This is a genomic window from Enterococcus sp. DIV1307a, assembly GCF_050537425.1.
Lineage (GTDB): Bacteria > Bacillota > Bacilli > Lactobacillales > Enterococcaceae > Enterococcus > Enterococcus faecalis.
The window spans coordinates 1,725,836-1,748,712 of the sequence record NZ_CP172914.1 but is presented as its reverse complement, the minus strand read 5'-3'; the positions used below and the strand labels follow the sequence as shown (position 1 = coordinate 1,748,712).

The 22,877-nt window shown below is 36.9% G+C and carries 17 protein-coding genes and 1 pseudogene; 16 read left to right on the top strand and 2 right to left on the bottom strand.

The features are described from left to right. Positions 1–418: 418 nt before the first annotated feature. From IGL90_RS08570 to cydC, 4 genes are read left to right on the top strand one after another with little or no spacing between them, the layout of a single operon-like run. Complete coding sequence (locus tag IGL90_RS08570; protein ID WP_002356974.1) at positions 419–1,837, top strand: cytochrome ubiquinol oxidase subunit I; 1,419 nt, start codon at positions 419–421, stop codon at positions 1,835–1,837. Further along, positions 1,834–2,847 carry a cytochrome d ubiquinol oxidase subunit II gene (cydB, locus tag IGL90_RS08565; RefSeq protein ID WP_002356976.1) on the top strand — a complete coding sequence of 338 codons (1,014 nt, stop codon included), beginning with the start codon at positions 1,834–1,836 and terminating at the stop codon, positions 2,845–2,847. Before IGL90_RS08570 ends, cydB begins: the two co-directional genes overlap by 4 nt. A gap of 4 nt (positions 2,848–2,851) precedes the next feature. After that, positions 2,852–4,585, top strand: coding sequence for a thiol reductant ABC exporter subunit CydD (gene cydD, locus IGL90_RS08560; RefSeq protein WP_048737520.1), 1,734 nt, complete (start codon positions 2,852–2,854; stop codon positions 4,583–4,585). Further along, positions 4,582–6,348, top strand: a complete 1,767-nt coding sequence (gene cydC, locus IGL90_RS08555) for a thiol reductant ABC exporter subunit CydC (RefSeq protein WP_082153328.1) — start codon at positions 4,582–4,584, stop codon at positions 6,346–6,348. Before cydD ends, cydC begins: the two co-directional genes overlap by 4 nt. A 79-nt stretch (positions 6,349–6,427) precedes the next feature. Here cydC and IGL90_RS08550 read toward each other — a convergent pair whose 3' ends face one another. Continuing rightward, positions 6,428–7,408: a polyprenyl synthetase family protein gene (locus IGL90_RS08550; RefSeq protein WP_002356979.1), complete on the bottom strand. Its 981-nt coding sequence runs from the start codon at positions 7,406–7,408 to the stop codon at positions 6,428–6,430. Positions 7,409–7,529: 121 nt separating this feature from the next. On the opposite strand from IGL90_RS08550, the gene IGL90_RS08545 reads away from it, so the two are divergent. The 12 genes and pseudogenes from IGL90_RS08545 to comGD all read left to right on the top strand — a co-directional run. Next, positions 7,530–8,435, top strand: a complete 906-nt coding sequence (locus tag IGL90_RS08545; RefSeq protein WP_002360016.1) for a prenyltransferase — start codon at positions 7,530–7,532, stop codon at positions 8,433–8,435. Between the two features lie 28 nt (positions 8,436–8,463). Continuing rightward, the gene (locus IGL90_RS08540) at positions 8,464–9,675 is read left to right on the top strand and encodes an NAD(P)/FAD-dependent oxidoreductase (RefSeq protein ID WP_002360017.1); all 1,212 of its coding nucleotides are present in this window, start codon (positions 8,464–8,466) and stop codon (positions 9,673–9,675) included. Positions 9,676–9,988: 313 nt separating this feature from the next. Further along, positions 9,989–12,412, top strand: a complete 2,424-nt coding sequence (locus IGL90_RS08535; protein WP_002364367.1) for a DNA translocase FtsK — start codon at positions 9,989–9,991, stop codon at positions 12,410–12,412. A 129-nt stretch (positions 12,413–12,541) separates the two neighbouring features. Next, positions 12,542–13,243, top strand: coding sequence for a GntR family transcriptional regulator (locus IGL90_RS08530; RefSeq protein WP_002356983.1), 702 nt, complete (start codon positions 12,542–12,544; stop codon positions 13,241–13,243). Between the two features lie 117 nt (positions 13,244–13,360). Next, positions 13,361–14,110 (top strand): ABC transporter ATP-binding protein, encoded by a 750-nt coding sequence (locus IGL90_RS08525; RefSeq protein ID WP_002381711.1) that lies wholly within the window; start codon positions 13,361–13,363, stop codon positions 14,108–14,110. After that, positions 14,100–15,929 (top strand): ABC transporter permease, encoded by a 1,830-nt coding sequence (locus IGL90_RS08520; RefSeq protein ID WP_002392355.1) that lies wholly within the window; start codon positions 14,100–14,102, stop codon positions 15,927–15,929. The genes IGL90_RS08525 and IGL90_RS08520 overlap by 11 nt, the downstream gene beginning before the upstream one ends. Before the next feature lie 125 nt (positions 15,930–16,054). Next, positions 16,055–17,128 (top strand): 23S rRNA (adenine(2503)-C(2))-methyltransferase RlmN, encoded by a 1,074-nt coding sequence (gene rlmN / locus IGL90_RS08515; protein WP_002356987.1) that lies wholly within the window; start codon positions 16,055–16,057, stop codon positions 17,126–17,128. 290 nt (positions 17,129–17,418) lie between these two features. Next, the gene (locus tag IGL90_RS08510) at positions 17,419–18,747 is read left to right on the top strand and encodes an APC family permease (RefSeq protein WP_048737470.1); all 1,329 of its coding nucleotides are present in this window, start codon (positions 17,419–17,421) and stop codon (positions 18,745–18,747) included. A 241-nt stretch (positions 18,748–18,988) separates the two neighbouring features. Next, positions 18,989–19,957 (top strand): competence type IV pilus ATPase ComGA, encoded by a 969-nt coding sequence (gene comGA / locus IGL90_RS08505; RefSeq protein WP_048737469.1) that lies wholly within the window; start codon positions 18,989–18,991, stop codon positions 19,955–19,957. Then, positions 19,914–20,960: a competence type IV pilus assembly protein ComGB gene (gene comGB, locus IGL90_RS08500; RefSeq protein WP_016626570.1), complete on the top strand. Its 1,047-nt coding sequence runs from the start codon at positions 19,914–19,916 to the stop codon at positions 20,958–20,960. Before comGA ends, comGB begins: the two co-directional genes overlap by 44 nt. Next, on the top strand, positions 20,960–21,235 hold the full coding sequence (gene comGC, locus IGL90_RS08495) for a competence type IV pilus major pilin ComGC (RefSeq protein WP_002356991.1): 276 nt from the start codon (positions 20,960–20,962) through the stop codon (positions 21,233–21,235). The genes comGB and comGC overlap by 1 nt, the downstream gene beginning before the upstream one ends. Next, positions 21,232–21,666: pseudogene (comGD, locus tag IGL90_RS08490) on the top strand (competence type IV pilus minor pilin ComGD); the annotation flags it as partial. The gene comGC and the pseudogene comGD, both read left to right, overlap by 4 nt. Before the next feature lie 36 nt (positions 21,667–21,702). Here comGD and IGL90_RS08485 read toward each other — a convergent pair. Continuing rightward, positions 21,703–22,851 carry a tyrosine-type recombinase/integrase gene (locus IGL90_RS08485; RefSeq protein ID WP_002387264.1) on the bottom strand — a complete coding sequence of 383 codons (1,149 nt, stop codon included), beginning with the start codon at positions 22,849–22,851 and terminating at the stop codon, positions 21,703–21,705. Between the last annotated feature and the right edge of the window lie 26 nt (positions 22,852–22,877).

Here is a 22,877-nt window from a genome sequence, read left to right as displayed (position 1 = left end):
ACAAACTATCACCACAAGCAATCCGTAATTTTCATCACAAGATTAGAATTTTTATCATCAAAGACGAGCTGCTTCGATTTTCGAAAACTAATCAAGTGATAAGTCAAAATGTTGATAGATTGAGATTAGTTCTTCCTTTTTTTAGGAAGGGCTTTTTTTATTGATAGAAGAAAGGGAAGAAATCTTGGGAGCACCTAAAAAAATTGTGAGAAATGCTTCTGTATTGTTTGGTTTCTGCCTCAGAAAGTTGTATACTTAGATTGGAATTATTCTATATTACATGCATTTTCACACTTTTTGGAAAAGTTCACTTGAATTTTCTTTTAGTTTCGTAGATAAAAGGAGTCATCGCTAATGGAAATGAACAATTCAGGTAAGCTTGTTTCTTTGTGTGGAGGCAAATCAGGGAGGAAATAATATGTTTGATATTGTAACATTGGCGAGAATCCAATTTGCGATGACAACAGTTTTCCACTTTTTCTTCGTACCGTTTTCAATAGGATTAGCACTTGTTGTAGCAATTATGGAAACAATGTACGTTGTGAAAAAAGAGGAACGTTATCGTAAAATGGCCAAGTTTTGGGGAAATATATTCCTATTAAGCTTCGCTGTTGGGGTTGTAACCGGGATTATTCAAGAATTTCAGTTTGGGATGAACTGGTCTGATTATTCTCGATTCGTCGGAGATATTTTTGGGGCACCGTTGGCGGTAGAAGCGCTCTTAGCTTTCTTCTTAGAGTCAACATTCTTAGGTTTATGGATCTTTACTTGGGATAAAATGAATCCGAAAGTTCACGTAACCTTTATCTGGTTAGTCGTATTCGGTTCAATGATGTCTGCTTTCTGGATTTTAGTTGCCAATAGTTTTATGCAACATCCAGTAGGTTATGTCATCAATAATGGCCGTGCTGAAATGGTGGACTTTGTAGCTGTCATCAGCAATCCAAAAGTTTGGTATGAATTTTCACACGTTATCATGGGCGCCTTTACATTGGGCGGCATGGCAGTAGCTGGTATGGCTGCTTTCCAATTGTTGAAAAAACGGGATATTTCATTCCACAAAGCATCTATGCGCATTGGCTTATGGGTTACTTTGTTCGGTTCAATCGGCGTTTTATTAGCTGGCGACTTGCAAATGAAAGCTCTAATTGAAGGACAACCAATGAAATTTGCGGCGATGGAGGGGGCCTATGAAGACTCTGATGATCCTGCTGCTTGGACATTGATTGCTTGGGCAGATGAACGAGAACATAAACAAGTTTTTGGTATCGATATTCCGTATATGCTAAGTATTTTATCGTATAATAAATTATCAGGTTCGGTTGATGGGATGGATACAGTCAACAAGCGCTTGGTAGAAAAATATGGGGATGATAAAAATTATTATCCACCAGTTAACACTTTATTCTGGAGCTTCCGTATCATGGCTGGTTTTGGTGCCTTAATGTTATTGGTTGCTGCCTTAGGACTATTCTTTACAAGGAAGAAAAAACCATCGCTGTACGAGAAGAAATGGATGCTGTGGATTGTTGCTTTATGTACGTTCGCACCATTCCTTGCCAATACAACAGGTTGGTTAGTCACTGAATTAGGTCGTTATCCGTGGACTGTCTATGGATTATTTACGATTGAACAAAGTGTTTCGCCAAATGTATCGGTTGCTTCATTAATTACGTCAAATGTCATTTATTTCTTATTATTTGCTGGTTTAGGTAGTGTCATGGTTTACTTGGTTATTTTAGAATTACGTAAAGGACCAGACTATGAAGCGAAAAAATTAGCGAAAGAAAATGAACCAGCGTTGGATCCATTTGATAAGGGGGTATTTGGCGAATGAGTACACTACAATTATTATGGTTTGTCCTTATCGGCGTCTTGTTCTCAGGTTTCTTCTTCTTAGAAGGATTTGACTTTGGTGTTGGAATGGCCGTTCAAACGTTGGCACACAATGACGACGAAAAAGATCAAGTCGTTGCAACAATTGGACCTGTTTGGGACGGAAACGAAGTTTGGCTATTAACAGCGGGCGGCGCAATGTTTGCCTCTTTCCCATATTGGTATGCTTCATTATTTAGTGGCTACTATTTAATTCTATTTACGATTTTATTTGGCTTAATTATTCGCGGAGTTTCCTTTGAATTCCGCCATAACATGCCGGAAGGTAAACGTCGTCGGATGTGGAACTGGACACTATCAATTGGTAGTTTCCTTGTACCGTTCTTCTTTGGTATTTTGTTTATCAGCTTAGTCCAAGGGATGCCTTTAGATGCAAACGGCAATATGCATGCGCAATTTACGGATTATTTTAATCTGTTTTCAATTGTTGGTGGAGTAGCCTTAACATTACTTTGCTACTTACACGGCATGAACTATATTGCTTTAAAAACAGAAGGCCCAATTCGCGAACGTGCTCGAAATTATGCAGAAATCTTATACGGCGTTTTATATGTCGGTTTAGTTGTTTTTGCAGTGTTGATGTACTTCAAAACGGACTTTTATGAAAAGAACTTTGCGGTCACTTTAATTTTAACGTTAGCAATTGTGGTCTTAACGGTCATTGCCAATGTTGGGGTGTTTAAACGCAAAGAGATGTTAGCTTTTCTAGCGAGTGGTTTAACATTAGTTGTACTAGTTGCTCTCTTGTTCAGTGGCTTGTTCCCACGTGTTATGATTGGTAGTGAAGGTTTTGATTTGTTGATTAAAGATGCAACAAGCACACCATATACACTAAAAATTATGACGTGGATTTCTTTAAGCATTTTACCATTCGTGTTAGCTTATACTGCTTGGTCCTATTATATTTTCAGAAAACGTATTTCACAGACAGCCGTACCAGAGGGGTATTAAATCTATGATTGATAAAGACATCTTACAGATGCCTAAAATCAAAAAAATTCTTGTCTTGCTTGCAGGTTTTTCTTTCCTGCAAGCAGTCTTTATAATTGGGCAAGCTTTTTTTCTTTCAAAAGCCATTGTCGGCCTTTGGAGTGGCGGGCATCTTAACCAACAACTACAGAGTATTTTACTCTTTTTTATTTTTTATCTTGGTCGACATGTTATTACGTATTTTCGTGAGAGAATGCTCGATACATTTAGTTATGAACGCTCGAAAGAATTACGCGAACAATTATTAACCCAAATTTTCCGTTTGGGGCCAAATGTTGTTCAAAAAAATGGAACTGGAAATATGGTTACCATGGCTTTAGAAGGCATCAGTCAAACCGAAAATTATTTACAATTGATTTTGACAAAAATGATGAATATGATGATTATTCCTTGGATTATTTTGGCCTTTGTTTTTACACAAGATATTCGTTCAGGCGTAACATTGCTGATTGTTTTTCCGATTATTATTATTTTTATGATTGTGTTAGGTTATGCAGCACAAAGTAAAGCGGACAAGCAATATGCGGCGTTTCAAATGCTTTCCAATCATTTTATTGATTCCTTGCGAGGAATTGACACGCTGAAACTGTTTGGGTTGAGTAAAAAATATGCTGGAAGTATTTACCATACAAGTGAACGATTCAGAAAAGCGACCATGAGTACATTGAAAATTGCTATTTTATCAACCTTTGCGTTAGACTTTTTTACGACATTATCGGTAGCTGTTGTGGCAGTTTTCCTTGGATTAAGTTTATTAAACGGCACGATTTTATTATTTCCTGCCTTGGTTACTTTAATTTTAGCACCTGAGTTCTTTTTACCGATTCGTGATTTTTCAAGTGATTATCACGCAACCTTAGATGGAAAAAACTCTTTTCAAGCGATCCAAGCGGTATTAGCATTGCCAGAAGCAGAACAGACCGATGTGCTCACGTTAGATGATTGGCATCAAGAAAGTCAGTTGTCAGTCACAGCGTTAAATTTTTCCTATGAAGATGCAACGCAAGAAGCGATTCAATCGTTGCAATTCTCTGTTGATGGTCGCAAAAAGATTGGAATTATCGGGGCGAGTGGTTCTGGTAAGTCAACGTTAATTAATTTATTAAGCGGCTTTTTATTACCAACAGAAGAAACGAGTCAATTGGCGATAAATGGCCAAACGATTCCACATTTTTTACAAAAAGACTGGCAAAAACAAATCCTTTATATTCCGCAAGCACCATATATTTTTCAAGATACTTTGGCAAACAATATTCGCTTTTATACACCTGAAGCAACAGATGAGGCGATTCAGCAAGCGATTCAGTTAGTTGGCTTAGACGAGCTGGTTAAAGACCTTCCCGAAGGAATTCATACCTTGATTGGGGAAAGTGGTCGAATGTTAAGTGGGGGACAAGCGCAACGAGTAGCGTTGGCCCGCGCCTTTGTCGATCAAAAACGCCACGTCTTGCTGTTTGATGAGCCGACAGCGCATTTGGATATTGAAACAGAAGTTGAAATGAAAGAGCGCATGTTGCCATTAATGAACAATCATCTTGTCTTTTTTGCGACACATCGTCTGCATTGGATGGAAGAAATGGATTACATTTTAGTGATGGAAAAAGGTCAATTAGTGGAACAAGGAACGCTAGCAGAGTTGATTGAAAAAGATGGCTACTATGTTCAATTAATGAAGCAAATGAGGGGAGGACGCCAATGATGGAAAAACAGCCGACAACGAAAGACGTTTGGAAAAACGATCAATGGGTTCGTCCTTTCTTAAAACGCTATAAAAAAACCTTGTATTTTGCCTTACTTTTAGGCTTCTTGACGTTCTTTAGCGCAGGGGCATTAATGTTTACGTCTGGTTACTTAATCAGTCGTGCGGCTTCCTTACCAGAGAATATTTTATTAATTTATATTCCCATTGTTTTAACAAGAGCATTCGGGATTGGCCGTCCTGTTTTTCGTTATGTGGAGCGTCTAACGAGTCATAACTGGGTGTTAAAAATGACCTCTGATCTGCGCTTGAAACTTTATAATGTACTAGAAAAAGATGCGATTTTCTTTAAGACAAAATATCGCACTGGGGATATCTTAGGTTTGCTTTCGGAGGATATTAATCATATCCAAAACTTGTATTTACGAACGATTTTCCCAACCGTTATTGCTTGGATTTTGTATATCTTTTTAGTGATTGCATTAGGTTTCTTTTCTTGGTGGTTTGCTTTATGCATGTTACTGATGTTAGGAGTGGTTGTTTTTCTATTACCACTTGTTTCAGTTCTAGTGAATGGTGCGCGTCAAGAAAAACATAAATATGCCAAAAATGAGTTATATCAAACACTAACCGACAATATTCTAGGTGTGTCTGATTGGGTATTTAGTCAACGTGGCTCTGAATTCGTTGCTCGTTATGAAACAGATGAAGCAAACGTTCGTGCATTAGATGAAAAAATGAAGCAATTTAACCGTGGCCGAGACTTTGTTTTACAACTTCTGTTTGGCGTGATTGCGATTGCTGTCTTAGCTTGGACTAGTGTGCGGTTTCCAGGTAATCATGGGGGCGCAGCCAATTGGATTGGTGCCTTTGTTTTAACCGTTTTTCCGTTAATTGATGCCTTTGCTCCGCTACCTGCTGCAGCACAGGAAACAACGATTTATAAGGATTCCATTCGTCGTTTTAATGAGCTTCCTGAAGGGGAAGATGACTCAACAGAAGCGCCTGTTCAGCCAAATGGCACCAGTTTATCGATAGAACATTTGTCTTTTGCATATGAAAATCAAGCGAAAAAGGTATTAAATGACTTATCGTTAACAATTCCTGAAAAACAAAAATTAGCGATTTTAGGGCGCAGTGGTTCCGGAAAGAGTACGTTGGCTTCGCTCATTCGTGGTGATTTACGGCCTACTTCGGGAGAAATCCTTTTAGGAAATATCCCAACTGAGGCATTTGGTGAGACGATGACTGAATATATTGGGGTTATGCACCAAGCACCGTACCTATTTCGAACAACCATTTTAAATAATATTCGGATTGGTAGAGAAGAAGCAAGCGAAGCAGAAATTTGGGCGGTTTTAGAAAAAGTTGGCTTAAAAGAAATGGTTACCCAATTACCAGAAGGTTTACAAACAATGGTGGATGAAGCAGGTTTGCGTTTTTCTGGTGGCGAACGACATCGCTTGGCGCTAGCGCGGATTCTTTTGCAAGATACACCGATTGTGTTATTAGACGAACCAACTACTGGTTTAGATCCAATTACAGAACAGCAATTGCTGGAAACTTTTTTTGAGGCATTAAAAGATAAAACCGTCATCTGGATTACCCACCATTTGCAAGGTGTAACTTTGATGGATCAAGTGATCTTTATTGAAGATGGCCAATTAGAGATGAGTGGTACGCCAGAGGAATTACTTGCAACCAATGCGCATTATCAGAAACTTTACCGAATTGATCGTGGCATTAGTTCTTTCGAGGAATAAAAAAACGACTGGTTGTTGATTAAAGCAAACAATCAGTCGTTTTTCTATTTCAATTAATGGCAATTCTTCTATAAAACGTTTAAAATGAACGATGTAATAAGAGCTCAGTTAAGGAAAGTAAGGTTTCTTTTGCTGTGCCATCAGGCAATTGTTGAATATCAGTGATTGCTTTGTTGGTTACTTTTTTAGCAAAAGCTTGTGCTTCTGTAACGCCATGATAGTCATTGACTAGCGCCGCAACTTCAGCTGCCTCTTCTAAGGTAATGGCACGTCCTTTATCCAAATAAGGGCTGAATACGTCAGGTGCTGCTTGATAAGCGAAGAGAAGAGGTAACGTATAAACACCTTGTGACAAGTCTTCTAAAGCGGGCTTTTTCAAGGTTTCCGTGTCGGCAGTATAATCTAAAATATCGTCATAGACTTGAAAAGCAATGCCAATATGACGGCCAATTCGTTTAGCTAAACGTTGGACTTCTTTTGAACTATGACCGAAATAGGCCCCTTCAAGACAGCTTAGTGAAAAAAGTTCGGCTGTTTTGCCGTTGACACTTCTTAAATAAGCAGGAATCGACATGCGGCGGTCAAATCGATGACTCATTTGATCGAGTTCACCAAGTAATAACCGTTTCATTCCTTGTGCATTGATTTTCATAAATTCAGAGCCATTCATGGCATCTGCAATCAAAGTAAAGAATTCAGTGAATAGTAAATCACCTGTGTAAACAGCAACGTCTTTACCATATTGTGATTGAATAGTCACAGCGCCTCGGCGCAATGGAGAATCGTCAATAATGTCATCGTGAATCAACGTAGCCATATGTAGGATTTCCAAAGATGCAGCTATTTTTAATAGTTGTTGTTTCTCTTGTTTTTCTTCATCACCCAGTTGAGTAAAAAGAAAGAAAAAAGCGGGGCGTAATAATTTGCCGCCAGAACGAGCCAAAGTTACTAAGGCTTCTTCAATGTCTTCGTTGCGTGTATGCAACGTTTGTTCAATTAATTCACATGTTTCCGTTAAAGAACGTTCAACGTCAGGAAACGACTTCCAAAATGTGTTCATAAATATACTACGATCCTTTCAGTGGTTCAATACTATTTGATTGTATACGAATTGGCGACAGAAATACAGTAATTAAGTTTTAAAAGTAACAAAGTTTGTAAAAAAGTAGCGGAGGGATAGTTTGAATCGAGAAATATTTTTTGAATTAGTAGAATTAAAAGCAAAAACAGCGAGTGTTTTGCCATTTTTGTTAGGAATTTGTTTTAGTTGGTACCAATATGGGCGGCTTCATGTTGGTTATGTTTTAATTTTTTTCATTGCGATGTTTATTTTTAATATGGCGGTCGATATTTTAGATAATTATAATGATTACCATCATGCCACAGAAGTTCATGATTATAAGGAAAAAACGAATATTATCGGTCGAGAAAATTTATCTTTGCCATTAATACGCAAAATGATTTTTTGGATGATTCTCGTTTCTGCTTTAATGGGGATTGGGTTGTCATTTATTGTCGGCTGGCCGTTATTAATTATGGGTCTTTATTGTTACTTAATTGGTATTTTTTATTCATCAGGACCGAAACCTTTGTCCAGTCTACCATTAGGGGAAGTTTTCTCAGGATTTACAATGGGGTTCATGATTACCCTTATTTGTGTCTACATTAATACGTTTGAAGTTTTCAATTGGTCAGCAGCTAATTTATGGGGGATTTTCTTAGTCGCTTTACCTAATACTTGTTACATTGCTAACTTAATGTTAGCAAATAATATCTGTGACTTAGAGGAAGATGAAAATAACAAGAGATATACATTAGTTCATTACCTTGGCAAAGCAAGTTCTTTGAAATTATTCGTCGGATTAAATACAATAGCAATGTTAGCCATTTTGTTAGCTGTCGGTTTAGGATTAACCCCGCCAACAATGTTACTCATGCTTTTAACTTTACCTTTTGTACGGAAACAAACCCAAGCCTTACTGAAGGAACAAGTGAAGAGTAAAACATTTGTTTGTGCTGTGAAGATCTTAGCTGTGGGAGCAACTGCACAAGTGCTATTTTTTGCCATAGGTTTGTGGTGGCTGTAAATTTTTTATAGAGTGGAAGGGAATCAAAATGAATAAGAAACATGTTGTTATTTTAGGTGCTGGTTATGCAGGCCTAAAAACATTACGCGAATTACAAAAAGGCGCCAAAGACGTCGAAATTACTTTAGTGGATCGTAACAACTATCACTACGAAGCAACGGATTTGCATGAAGTTGCTGCTGGAACACAACCAGCTGAAAAAATCACATACAATATTATGGATGTTGTCGATGAAAAAATGACCACCTTTATCCAAGGAACAGTTAAAACAATTGATGCTGCAACACAAACAGTTGCTTTAGAAGATGGCCAAACAATCAATTATGATTACTTAGTTGTTTCTCTTGGGTTTGAATCAGAATCATTTGGTATCCCTGGTGTGCAAGAACATGCTCTACAAATGGTAGATGTGAAAACGGCTTTAAACGTGTATGAACATATCCAAGAACAAATGCGTCAATACAAAGCAACTCAAAACGAAGAATTCTTAAAAATTGTTGTCTGCGGAGCAGGCTTTACAGGGATTGAATTATTAGGTTCTCTTGTTGAAAACAAACCAAAATTTGCTGAAATCGCAGGTGTCTCAGCAGATCAAATCCAAATTTATTGTGTCGAAGCAGTTACTCGCCTATTGCCGATGTTTAACGAAAAACTTGCGAACTATGGTGTGCAATTATTAAAAGATTCAGCTATTCATTTATTATTAGGTAAACCGATTAAAGAAATCAAACCAGGCGCAGTTGTTTATCAAGATAACGAAGCAGGCGACTTGGCAGAACTTTCTGCTAAAACAATTATTTGGACAACGGGTGTTAGTGGAAGCCACGTTGTAGGCGATTCTGGATTTGAAGCTCGTCGTGGTCGTGTCATGGTTCAACCAGATTTAACAGATGCGAACCATAGCAACGTCTATATTATTGGTGACTGCTCAGCAGTTATGGATACAGAAACTAATCGACCTTACCCAACGACAGCACAAATCGCCTTGAAAATGGGGGCGCATGCTGCTAAAAATATTCAAGCACAATTGAAAGGGGAAGCAACTAAACCTTTCAGCTTTAAATCACAAGGTTCTGTTTGTTCTGTCGGAAATACACGTGCTTTAGGAATTGTTGGTAAAACAGACATTAAAGGATACCCAGCTTCATTCATGAAAAAAATTATTATGAACAAAGCGCTCTTTGAAACAGGTGGTACCAAAGAAATGATGGCTAAAGGTCGTTTCGACTTATACCATTAAGAATCAGCAAAATAAGAAATAATGAGGTCGGGACAGAACCGTTTAGCTCCGAGAAATAAGAAGAAATTTCCGAAAATTGCTCTTTGATTTTTGGAGAATTTCGGCTTATTTCCGAAGGAGTTGGTTCTGTTCCCGCCGTTTATCAGTTTTTGAGCGTGGAGCAAAAATCCAAAGTGATTTTTGTCCCACGCTCATTTTTCTTAAATGAAAGTTTTTAAAAAATTTCCATGATTTTTCAAGTAAAATGAGGTGGGCACTTTTGTTCGATTCCATTTTTATGTATAATGAGAAGTGATGGAAAGAGGGAAGTTAAATGGCACAAAAAAGAGCAACAAATAAGAAAAAAAGTACGACAAAGAAAAAGACCAAAAAACAACAGCAACAACAAGAACGTTTAAATTATATGTTTCTTGGCCTGATTTTTATTTTATTCGGTGTCTTTGGACTCTTTCGCTTAGGGTTTTTAGGCACGTTATTAGCGAATTGTTTACGCTTAGTTGTAGGTAATACCTTTCCATTTGCAGCGATTTTACTAATCCTGTATGGCTTATTAGTCATGATTTATGGGAAAGATTTTCCGTTAAAAAGAGGGCGCCCTATTTTTGGGGCTGTTCTGATTTATATTAGTGTTTTGTTATTTTTCCATGCCTTTATGTTTCGAAATGTTAGTGGCAGTCAACCAGATATTTTAGGTAACACTTGGGAATTTTTGCAAAGCGATCTAAAAGCTAACCAAGTGACGCAAAACGTAGGGGGCGGTATGATTGGCGCACTGCTTTATCAAGGAACGTACTTTTTGGTGGCACAATTTGGTAGCTATTTAATTGCCACCTTGCTACTGTTAGCGGGTATTTTCTTGATGAGTATGTGGGATTTTCAGCAAATTGTTGATCATTTCCAAAGTATTCAAGATCGCCTAAGTCATGTTTCGGCAAAATCACAGGCGCGACAAGAAGAAAAAGAGGCGAAGCGAGCAGCGAAGAAAGAAGCCAAAGCTGCAGAACGCCAAGCAAAAATTGAAGCCGCTGCCCAACAAAAATTACAAGAGCGGGAACGCATGGAACAAGCGGCAGCCGAGCGCTTAACAAAAACACCTGTTGAAACCCACCAACCAATGGTGGAAGAACCGGCCGCACCAACGCCTGTTCAAATTGATTCGTTTCAACAGCAAAATCAGGCGATGCCTGTACCACCAATTGCAGCAACAAAACCGCAACGAGAGCAGGAAGAAGAGGCGGCAGATGAAGCTGGTGTTCTCGAATTTGAAATTTCTGAAGAAGCGGAAGATCGTGATTATCAACTACCACCAACTGATTTGTTAGATACAATTCAAGCAACGGATCAAAGTGGTGAATATGAAAAAATCGAAAAAAATATTGGCGTCTTAGAACAAACCTTCAAGAGTTTTGGTGTTGATGCTAAAGTAGTCAAAGCTAGTTTAGGACCATCTGTCACAAAATTTGAAGTTCAACCCGCTGTTGGGGTAAAAGTTAGCAAAATTGTTAACTTGACGGATGACATTGCTTTAGCGCTTGCGGCCAAAGACGTTCGTATGGAGGCTCCGATTCCTGGGAAATCACTAATCGGGATTGAAGTTCCTAATAGTGCAATTAGTACAGTATCCTTTAGAGATATTGTTGAGGCACAACCAAGTCATCCAGATAAACTATTAGAAGTACCTTTAGGTCGAGATATTTCAGGGATGGTTCAAACTGCAGATCTATCAAAAATGCCGCATTTATTAATTGCGGGATCGACAGGGAGTGGGAAATCGGTTGCTATCAATGGCATCATCACAGGTATTTTGATGCAAGCGAAACCTCATGAAGTAAAATTAATGATGATTGACCCGAAAATGGTAGAATTGAATGTGTATAACGGGATTCCTCATTTATTAACGCCAGTGGTTACTAATCCGAGAAAAGCAGCACAAGCCCTGCAAAAAGTAGTTCAAGAAATGGAATTTCGTTATGAAAAATTTGCAGCAACAGGCGTCCGAAATATCACTGGTTACAATCAACTAATTCAACAGAAAAATGCGGAAGATGGCGAAAATCGTCCAATTCTACCATTTATTGTTGTCATTGTTGATGAGTTAGCTGATTTAATGATGGTGGCAAGTAACGAAGTAGAAGATGCGATTATCCGTTTAGCCCAAATGGCACGGGCAGCAGGTATTCATATGATTTTAGCGACACAACGGCCAAGTGTGGATGTCATTACAGGAATCATCAAAGCAAATGTCCCTTCTCGAATGGCTTTTGCGGTCTCAAGTGGGACAGACTCGCGTACCATTATTGATACCAACGGGGCGGAGAAACTATTAGGTCGAGGCGATATGCTCTTCTTACCAATGGGAGAAAATAAACCAATTCGTATCCAAGGGGCCTTTATCTCTGATCAAGAAGTCGAACGAGTGGTTGCGTTTGTAACGGATCAACAAGAAGCTGAATATCAAGAAAGCATGATGCCAACAGATGAACCGACCACTTCAGGCGGTGGCGAAGCTCCTCAAGATGAGTTGTTTGAAGAAGCGAAAAACTTGGTGGTTGAAATGCAAACAGCTAGTATTTCATTGCTACAAAGACGTTTTAGAATTGGCTATAATCGTGCGGCTCGCTTAGTAGATGAATTGGAAGCACACGGAGTTATTGGACCATCAGAAGGTAGCAAACCAAGAAAAGTCTTTCTACAAGCGGAATCAGAAGAGGCAGCAACCGAGACGCCAGAACAATAAACAAAAGAACAAAAATAGATAAATTTATCTATTTTTGTTCTTTTTTTATAATTTCAGCAAAGCATCATGTTATAATCATCATTTTCTGGTAAAATAGAAAAGAATAGTGCGGTTGGGAGGGAGCGTATCATGAGAAGAAAGAGCGTGCTTTATTTAGAAGTAGCAGATCAGATTAAAGAAGATATTTTGAGTGGCAAGTATCCAGTAGGAACGTTTTTACCAACAGAAACAGAATTGGAAGAGATGTTTAACGTTAGTAAAATTACGATTCGGCGGGCAATCGAAATGTTAGCAACAGAAGAATTTGTTGAGAAAAAAAGTGGCCGGGGCACAACTGTGTTAAGCAATCGTCCCTATAATAAACTATCAAAAGCAGGGACATTCACTGAATTTTTGAATGAATCAGGTCAGAAAGTAACTAAAAAAGTTTTACAAGTTGAAAACTTGACGTTGTCAAAAGAGATGCCGGCTTATCAATTTTTAGGAGAAGAAGTGGTTCACCTTTCACGGTTATATTTAATCGATGAACAACCCTATATTTATTTTAATTACTATTTGCCAGCTGCCATGAAAGACGTATCATTGACTGAATACAAAGAAGAATCCTTGTATCGTTTGATGGATCGACATGCCATTGAAATTTATAAATTTGAAGACCGTTTTGAAGTTGCAACTTTGACAGAAGCAGAGCAAAAGATGTTGCAAACAACTGAAACAACGGGCTTAAAAAGAATTCGGCGTTCGTTAAGCCCAACAGGTCGTTGCGTAGAATATTCAGAAGCTATTTATAATACGAAGATTCATCCTTATGTGATTGAATATGAAGCATAACTTTTAAAAGAATAACAGTGCACTTACAGTAATGTAAGTTCATTGTTATTCTTTTCTATTGTCGTTTTTTTTCGTTTTCGATACACTAAATGAGTGAGAAGAATAGGAGTGGAAAATATGTTAGAAGTACAAAATTTGAAAAAAGTTTACGGAAACGAAATTAAATATGAAGCTTTAAAAGGGATTAATTTAACTGTCCAAGATGGTGAATTTATTGGTATTATGGGACCTTCTGGAAGTGGGAAAAGTACACTTTTAAATTTATTGGCAACAATCGATAGTCCAACAGACGGTGAAATACTTTTAAATGGAAAAAATCCAAACAATTTGAATCAAGAACAAATTGCTAAATTCCGTCGTACAGAATTAGGATTTGTTTTTCAAAGCTTTAATTTAATGCCAACATTAACTGTTGAAGAAAATATTATTTTGCCATTGACGCTTGATGGAGAAAAAGTCTCTGTAATGAAACGACAATTAGCAGAATTAAGTGAGCGTTTAGGTATCAATCATCTGTTGAAAAAACGAATTGCAGAAATTTCTGGTGGACAAGCACAACGGGTCGCCGTTGCTCGGGCAATGATTCATCATCCACAATTATTATTGGCTGATGAACCAACAGGAAACTTAGATACGAAATCATCTAAGGATGTGATGGGCTTGTTACAACAATTAAACGAAGAAGAAGCGGCGACTATTTTAATGGTAACCCATGATCCGCTAGCCGCAAGTTATTGCAAGCGCATCGTCTTTATTAAAGATGGTGAATTAATTGATGAAATTGTCCAAAATGGCAATCAAAAAGAGTTCTACGATTTAATCATGGTGAAACTGGCTGAGATTGAAGGTGTCGATAATGAATTTTAATCAGTTTGTTATAAGAAATACGATTCGAAATAAGCATTTATACTTGGCTTATTTCCTAAGTACAATGTTTTCTGTGATGATCTTTTTTACGTTCACTGGTTTTGTCTTTCACCCAGCCTTAGCTAATGGTTTAAATCCTAAAGCACAAATGGGAATGACGGCTGCGGCAATTATAATCTATGGTTTCTCTTTCTTATTCGTTTTATACTCGATGGATGTCTTTATCCAATCTCGGAAAAAAGAGTTTGGAACCTTGATGATTCAAGGGATGAGTCCAAAACAGTTAAAGAAAATGATTTTTATTGAAAACTTAGTGATTGGTTTCTTTGCTACAATTTTTGGTAGCATTTTAGGTGTTGGATTTTCACAATTTATTTTATGGATTAGCAATTTATTGATGCATCTAGGTTTAGGTTTTTATTTGCCAGTGATGCCGTTTATCATTACTGTCATTTCATTTGCGGTCTTGTTCTTAGTAATTTCTTTCTTTATTCAATTCCGCTTGCCAAAAGCGACACTTCAAGAGCTATTAAAAGCAGGAGAAATGGGTAAAGGTGAAATCAAAAGCTCTAAAGTTAAATCTTTCTTAGCCGTGTTGCTTTTAGTTGTCGGTTACGGAATTGCTTTAGTTGCTAAGGGACAGTTAGTTTTAATGGTGATGTTCCCAGTAATTTTCTTAGTTATTTTAGGGACAAAATTCTTATTTGACCAATTGAGTGTTTCTGTCATTGAACGTTTAAAACGGAAACCAAAAATCTTTTGGAAAAAAACCAATATGGTCGTTTTATCAGATTTAGCATTCCGCATGAAAGATAATGCACGTTCGTTCTTCTTGGTTTCGGTGATATCAACGGTTGCTTTTGCTGCCATTGGAACGTTATACGGCGTGAATGAGATGATTTTTAAAGGAATAAGTTCTGTACCGTACGAACTGACATTGTCTGATTCGACCAACCCAGAAAATCAAGAAATGAAACAATTTGCGACAAAAACATTCCAAGAAAAAAATATTCAGTTTGATCAGATTGATTACACAATGTACAAAACAAGTGCCGGTATCCAATTAATCAAAACATCTGAATATAATAAACTCGCAAAATTTATAGATGAACCAACTTTAACAGGTGAGAAAGTAGTTAATTTATCACAAAAAGATGCTCCTTCTGCTGCATCAGTAGATGTCAAATCTGTTCAATTGGCAAATGATCAAGTTTTAAACATTGATAAAACAGAAGAAACCAATGTATTACCGACTTTTGGCGGTGTGGTTGTTATCCCAGATAGTACCTCAACAGATGGAATCAAAGAGGAAACAGAAACAATTTGGCAACCAAAAGAAGGCACAGATAAAGAAACCTTAATTGATGCTGAAAATATTATTGGTGAAAAATACCCAATGTTACTAGGAACCGCGGCTACAGTTGCAGGCATTACGCAATTTTATACGCCAGTTCTTTTTGTCGGACTATTTATCGGTATCGTGTTCTTTGTTTCGGCGGGTAGTTTCTTATACTTCCGTTTATATAGTGATATGAATACGGACGTTGAAAAATTCAAGATGATTTACAAACTTGGCTTGACGAAAAGAGAATTGAAGAAAATGATTTACCAACAAGTAGGTATTTTATTCTTTACACCGATTGTTGTTTCATTTATTCATGGAGCTGTTGCTTTGAAAGCAATGTATGCCGTGTTAGATCAGCCAATGCAATTAGCTGGCTGGCAAGTTTTAGGCGTTTTCTTATTGATTCAGGTCGTTTACTATTTAATTGCCAGAACGTTCTACTTCAAAAAAGTTTATCACTTAGTGAAAGATTAATTATAAAAAATCGTTAAGTATGCACGCTTAACGATTTTTTTTTGAGGCTCTTCGTGATATTGCATTCAAAGTGAGAATACGTTATAGTTATGAAGCGAATGTAATAGCAGAAATGAGGAAAAGAAATGCAGAAAGAATCCATTTATGGACTGACGAGAGAACAGCTTGTGGACTGGTTTTTAGCCCATGGCGAGAAGAAATTTCGCGCAACACAAGTGTGGGAATGGTTGTATACAAAACGTGTTGCTTCATTTAGTGAAATGTCGAACATTTCTAAATCGTTGATGACTTTATTAGAAGAAAATTTTTCATTAAATCCATTAAAACAAGTCATTGTGCAAGAAGCGCAAGATGGTACCGTGAAATATTTATTTGAATTACCAGATAAAAATATGATTGAAACAGTCTTGATGCGTCAAGAATATGGATTATCTGTTTGTGTGACCACTCAAGTTGGCTGCAATATTGGGTGTACATTTTGTGCTAGTGGGCTATTAAAAAAACAAAGAGATTTAACTGCTGGCGAGATTGTTGCCCAAATTATGTGGGTGCAACATTATTTCGATGAACGTGGGTTGGATGAACGTGTTAGCCATGTCGTTGTGATGGGAATTGGTGAACCATTTGATAATTATGCCAATGTCATGAACTTTTTACGAACGATTAATGATGATAAAGGCTTGGCTATTGGTGCCCGCCATATTACAGTTTCAACAAGTGGTTTAGTGCCAAAAATTCGTGAATTTGCAGACAGTGGACTACAAGTAAACTTAGCAATCTCATTACATGCTCCTAACAACGAAGTTCGTACATCAATTATGCGGATTAATCGTAGTTTTCCAATTGAAAAATTAATGGCAGCAATTGATGAATACATTGAAAAAACCAATCGACGTGTTACATTTGAATATATTATGTTGAGTCAAGTGAACGACCGACCAGAACATGCTCAACAATTAGCAGATTTACTACGGAATAAGAAAAAACTTTCTTATGTTAATCTGATTCCGTATAACCCAGTGAGTGAACACGATCAATATAGCCGAAGCTCTAAAGAAGCGGTTTTAAAATTTTATGATGTACTCAAAAAGAATGGCATCAATTGTGTTATTCGTAAAGAACACGGAACAGATATTGATGCGGCTTGCGGACAATTACGCAGTAAACAAATGAAAAAAGAAAAAGTCAAAAACCAATAACGTAGTTAAAATCGGATCAGAAAGGTTTCTTTTTGATTCGATTTTTCGTTTATTTAATAAAAAATCGTCGGTTTTTCAATTCTTGTTTATAAACAAAAGATGAATGCTCTAAAACTTTTATGACAAATTTTCTTTTTGTGGTTTTCAAACTTGAAATTCTAAAAGAAATAGCTATACTGAAAAGAGATCGTTACAGAATTTTTCATGAAAACAGCTATTATTTTCGTTATCTTTTCAAAAAAGTGGAAATTTTGTTACGCTTGTTTAGTTTAAATGAAATGAGGGAGTCTATGGAGAAAAAGCAATTAAAAAGAGAGATAACAACGTTTGGTGCGTTATCCACGGTAATGGGTACGGTGATTGGCGCTGGTGTTTTCTTTAAAGCTGCGAGTGTCGTTGGACACGCACAGTCAGCTAGTTTAGCTATTTTTGCTTGGGTGTTAGGTGGTGCCTTAACCATTTGTGCAGGATTAACCAGCGCCGAACTTGCTACAGCAATCCCTGAAACAGGTGGCGCAGTGAAGTATATTGAATATACATATGGTAAATTAGCTGGTTTTCTTTTAGGGTGGGCACAAAGTATCATTTATTATCCTGCCAACATTTCGGCGTTATCCATTATTTTTAGTACACAACTAATCAATTTGTTTCATTTATCGGCAAATTTATTGATTCCAATTGCCATTCTTGCGGGAACCAGTATCACGATAATTAATTTATTAGGAACAAAAATTGCTTCTTTGGTCCAATCAACGACATTGGTAGTAAAACTGATTCCAATTGCCTTGATTTCTTTAGTAGGATTATTTACTCCAGGACAGGTAGCTGTTTCACTTTTTCCTGTTGAAACAACAGCGAATACTGGCTTTTTAGTTGCTTTTAGTGGCGCCTTAGTCGCCACCATGTTTGCTTATGATGGCTGGCTAGGTGTGGGTAACGTGGCTGGTGAAATGAAGCGACCAGAAAGAGACTTGCCTAAAGCCATTATTTTTGGTTTGTTATTGATTACTTTAATTTATGCTTTAATTAATTTTGTATTTCTAAAAACATTACCAATTGAGCAAATCGCTGGGAATTTGAATGCAGCTTCGGATGCTTCTGTGGCTATTTTTGGACCAATTGGCGGCAAAATCGTAACTATTGGGATTTTAATCTCTGTATATGGTGCGTTAAACGGCTACACAATGACAGGGATTCGGATTCCTTATGCCTTAGCCTTAGATAATCTGATGCCTTTTAGTCGTCAGTTTCAAAAGTTGTCTAAACGTTTTGTTGTTCCTTACGTTGCTGGAATTTTTCAGTTAGCCGTGGCCATTATTATGATGTTTTTCGGGACCTTCGATTTATTGACGGATATGTTAGTTTTTGTTATGTGGCTGTTTAATCTATTAATTTTCTTAGCCGTTTTTATTTTAAGAAAACGAGAACCTGAATTAAAACGACCGTATAAAGTTCCTGGCTATCCAATTATTCCAATTATCGCAAGTCTAGGTGGTATCTTCATCTTGGTTACAACAAGTATTACACAGCCTATTCTTGCATTGATTGGTATAGGGATTACGCTTCTAGGAATTCCAATTTATTTAGTTAATAAACAAAAAATGAAGCCAAAAACGTAAACGATCCAATCGGATTATCATAGTTTTTCTCAAAAATTTTGTGATTCAGAGAAATTTTTGAAAACTAAACGCAAGATTTTTTTAGTATAATACTAAGTGTCTAGGAGTTCCACTATTTTGGGGAAGATAGATGGACAGCGCAAACTTCAAAAAAAGAACCTTCATCTTATTGGTGAAGGTTCTTTTTTTTTGCTGAAATCATAAAATAAATGCGTAGTTTATTAGTGAGAGGAGGAAATGAATGACTAAAAATGTAAAAAAATTAGCCCATCAATTAATTGAATGGGGCGTCCTTCATGGGGCGCAAGACGTTTATTTTTTACCCAATGATACCGAAATAGCTATCTCTTTTCGGACAGGGATGCAACGGACACCTTACACACAAGTTTCCGCAGAAATAGGCGAAAAGTTAATTTTCCACTTTAAATTTATAGGCGGCATGGATGTCGGGGAAAGACGAAAAGCACAATTAGGTGCGACAACTTATCTAATTGGCGAGACGAAGCAACGCTTGCGTTTATCATCTGTGGGAGATTTTCAGAATCGAGAGAGCTTGGTAATTCGTTTTTTGCACCGATTTGGTGAACAAGCTGAACATTTTTTCTTTCCCCACCAGCTAAATGAAATTGAAGCATCTTGTCAGAAACGAGGACTTTATTTATTCAGTGGGCCAGTTGGTTCCGGGAAAACAACAACCATGTATCGTGTGGCTAAACAAAGAAGTGGCGAACAACAAGTGATAGCAATTGAGGATCCTGTTGAAATTGAGGAAAAGCAGTTTTTACAGTTGCAAACAAATGAAAAAATTCAGTTAACTTATGAAGCCCTAATCAAAGTTTGCTTGCGCCATCATCCTGATATTTTGATTATTGGTGAAATTCGTGATGGCGAGACGGCTCAAGCAGTTATTCGAGCCGCCTTAACGGGTCATACTATTTTTGCGACAATTCACGCCCGTAACTTATTGGGGGTGCAACGGCGTTTGATAGAATTAGGTGGCCCAGAGCATGAATTGGCCGAATGCTTGCAAGGTATCATTTATCAACAGATTTTGACAACCACGATTAATAAGGAACAAGTAGCAGGAATTCTTTATGATTATTTCTTCTTTAAGGAAGCCGTTATAAAGAGTAGTTGGCAAAAGAATCTAAGAAAGGCGTGGGCGTATGGGTTTATTACAGAAAAAACGTATTTTCAAGCCATCGAATAAATTAACGAAAAAACAACAGCAGCTTTTTCTGAAACTATTAGCGGATTTACTTGCAAATGGTTTTAATATACAAGAAAGTTTTTCCTTCATGAAAAAATCAAACGCCTTACCTCAGCACAGTATAACTTTTTTAGTTGAAGGCTTTTCCTCAGGCGTTGCCTTACAAGCTTTAGTCGAAGAATTAGGATTTTCAACAATGGTCTCGGCACAATTGTCGTTTGCTACTGCACACGGGGATTTGGTAGGGACACTACAAGCGATTTCCGAACATTTTTTTCAAACGGAAAAATATCGGCAACAGTTCTATAAAATAATTAGTTATCCGCTGCTCCTGATTGTTTTTTTGATTCTCGTCATTGTTGGTATTCGGCAATTTTTATTGCCCCAATTAATGGAAAATGATGCCAATAGTTATTCTAAAAATATTGGGATTCTTCTGATTGTTTACAGTCCATACATTCTGGTTACCTTAGTTTTTGTCCTCTCATTTAGTTTCTTCATTTTAAACCGTTATTTGAAGCATCAGTCTGCTATTCAGCGGGCCTTCGTATATCTGAAACTACCAATTATCCGTGGCCTCTATCGGGAATACGTCAGTGCTTTTTTTGCACTAGAATGGGGGAAGTTGCTTGCACAAGGATTAGAAATGAAAGAGGTCATCGATTTGATGCGCCATACAACCAATTACCCCTTAATGAAAGAATTAGCTGGAGCAATTAGTGAAGGACTGCTAGTTGGTGAAACCTTACATAGACAATTAGCTGCTTATCCTTTTTTTACGAAAGCATTGGGTTTAATGATTCAACAAGGGGAAGTAAAAGGAAAATTAGGCAAGGAGTTGATGGTTTATAGTAATGTCTGTTTCCAAGGTTTTTTCAAAAAAATTGAACGAGTCATTACCCTTGTTCAACCATTTATTTTTATCATAATTGCTTGTTTAATTATCGGTGTCTATGGGGCAATGTTGCTGCCTATTTATGGCAATATGGAAGGAGTTTTATAATGAAAAAGAAACAAAAATACGCAGGGTTTACATTATTAGAAATGTTGATTGTCTTATTGATTATTTCCGTATTGATTTTACTTTTTGTCCCTAACTTAGCGAAACATAAAGAAACAGTTGACAAAAAAGGCAATGAAGCAATCGTAAAAATTGTAGAATCACAAATCGAGCTATACACACTAGAAAAAAATAAGACGCCTTCCTTAAATGAATTAGTCAACGAAGGCTACATTACTAAAGAGCAGTTAGATAAATATACAGCAGAAAAGCAATGAACAAGTCAGCAGGATTCACATTAATGGAAACACTTGCTAGTTTAACGATTGTTTGCTTTATGACTATGCTCCCAACAATCGCTATTCACCGCTGGCAAGAAACATTAAAAATTGAACAGTTTCTTGCTACGGTAGAAAAACAACTTCGTTTTGCGCAACAGCAAGCAATTGTTTTAGAGGAAACACAAGAAGTTTGGTTTTTTGAAGAACAACAAAGCTTTTCATTTCCTGATAAATTGAACCAATCAGCTCAAAGGACTTCGCTAGCTGTACCTGAAAAAATGACAGTGAGTGGCCCAAGCAAACTCAGTTTTCTTCATTCGTCAGGGAACAATGGCCGTTTAGTGAAATATATTTTTACTTGGACTGAAAAGAAACAGCAACTTATTTTACAATTTCAGATGGGGAGTGGTAAAGCGCTTATATATCAATGGTTTTTAATGTTTTTACCACAGGTTTACCACAAATCACAAGTTCTCAATAAGTTTATCCATCATATCAGCTGTTTCTTTTTCTTCTTCTTTTAGCACATCGCTATAAACATCCAAAGTTATATTAATATTCTTGTGTCCTAACCGAGTTGAAACGTACTTAATGTTTGCTCCTGCTTCAATTAAAAACGTTGCATGGGTATGTCTTAGGCCGTGTACGGTTATGTTTTGAACTTCTGCTTTTTCACATAACAGGCGAAACATATACGTAATTCTTGATTGTTTGATAGGTAAATTTCGAGAACTTAAAATAAAATAGTCCTTATCGCTTAAAATTATCCCTTCTCTGAAAAGCCGTTCTTTCTCATGATTTTTGTATTTTTTTATTAAAGTGAGTAACGAGTTGTCAAAATAAACTTTACGTATGCTGGTTTTTGTTTTAGGTTTATTTTCACCGTAATCACCACGTGTAGAATTGATATCGAAATATTTTTCGGTTAAATCAATATCACTCCAACGCAGCCCCATCAGTTCGCCTTTCCTCATTCCAGATTTTAGCAGAGTTAAAAATATAACTTGCGTTTGAATATCTTCGTTTTCTAAAACCGCCACAAATCGCTGTAATTCCTTTTTAGAGAACGAACGAACATTATTACTTAAATCAAATTTAAAGCCTGTTAGCGTGTTGCTAGGGATGATTTGATTGTGTACCGCAGCGTTAATCATCCTCATTACAATTTTATGCCACGTTTGAATAGTTGATTCTGTATATTTGTTTTCTTGTCTTAATTTGTCAATAAATTCTCGTTTATAAGTAATCTTATTTAAAGAAGATAGCTTTTGATTTCCAATCAATGGTGATATGTGAAATTTAACAGCGGATTCAATGTTTTGTTTTGTTGAAACACTCCAATTGTCTTGGGCGTAAGGTATCCAGACTTTGATCCATTCATCTATGGTGAGTTGTTTATTTTCGACGAAGGAAGTATTTTGTGTTTCTAAATCATATTGGATTTTTAGCAATGCTTTATTCGCCGCTCTTTCACTTTCAAATCCACGTTTGCTAGCTTCTTTTCGGTGTTTTAGAGAGTTGTAATAAGGATAGCGATATCCCCAAAAAGTTCCTTTTTTATTTGAGTAAGAAAAAACATATTTGTATTTTTTGGACCAATTTAGTTTCGCCATATTTTCACGTCCTTTTCTTTGTGGTA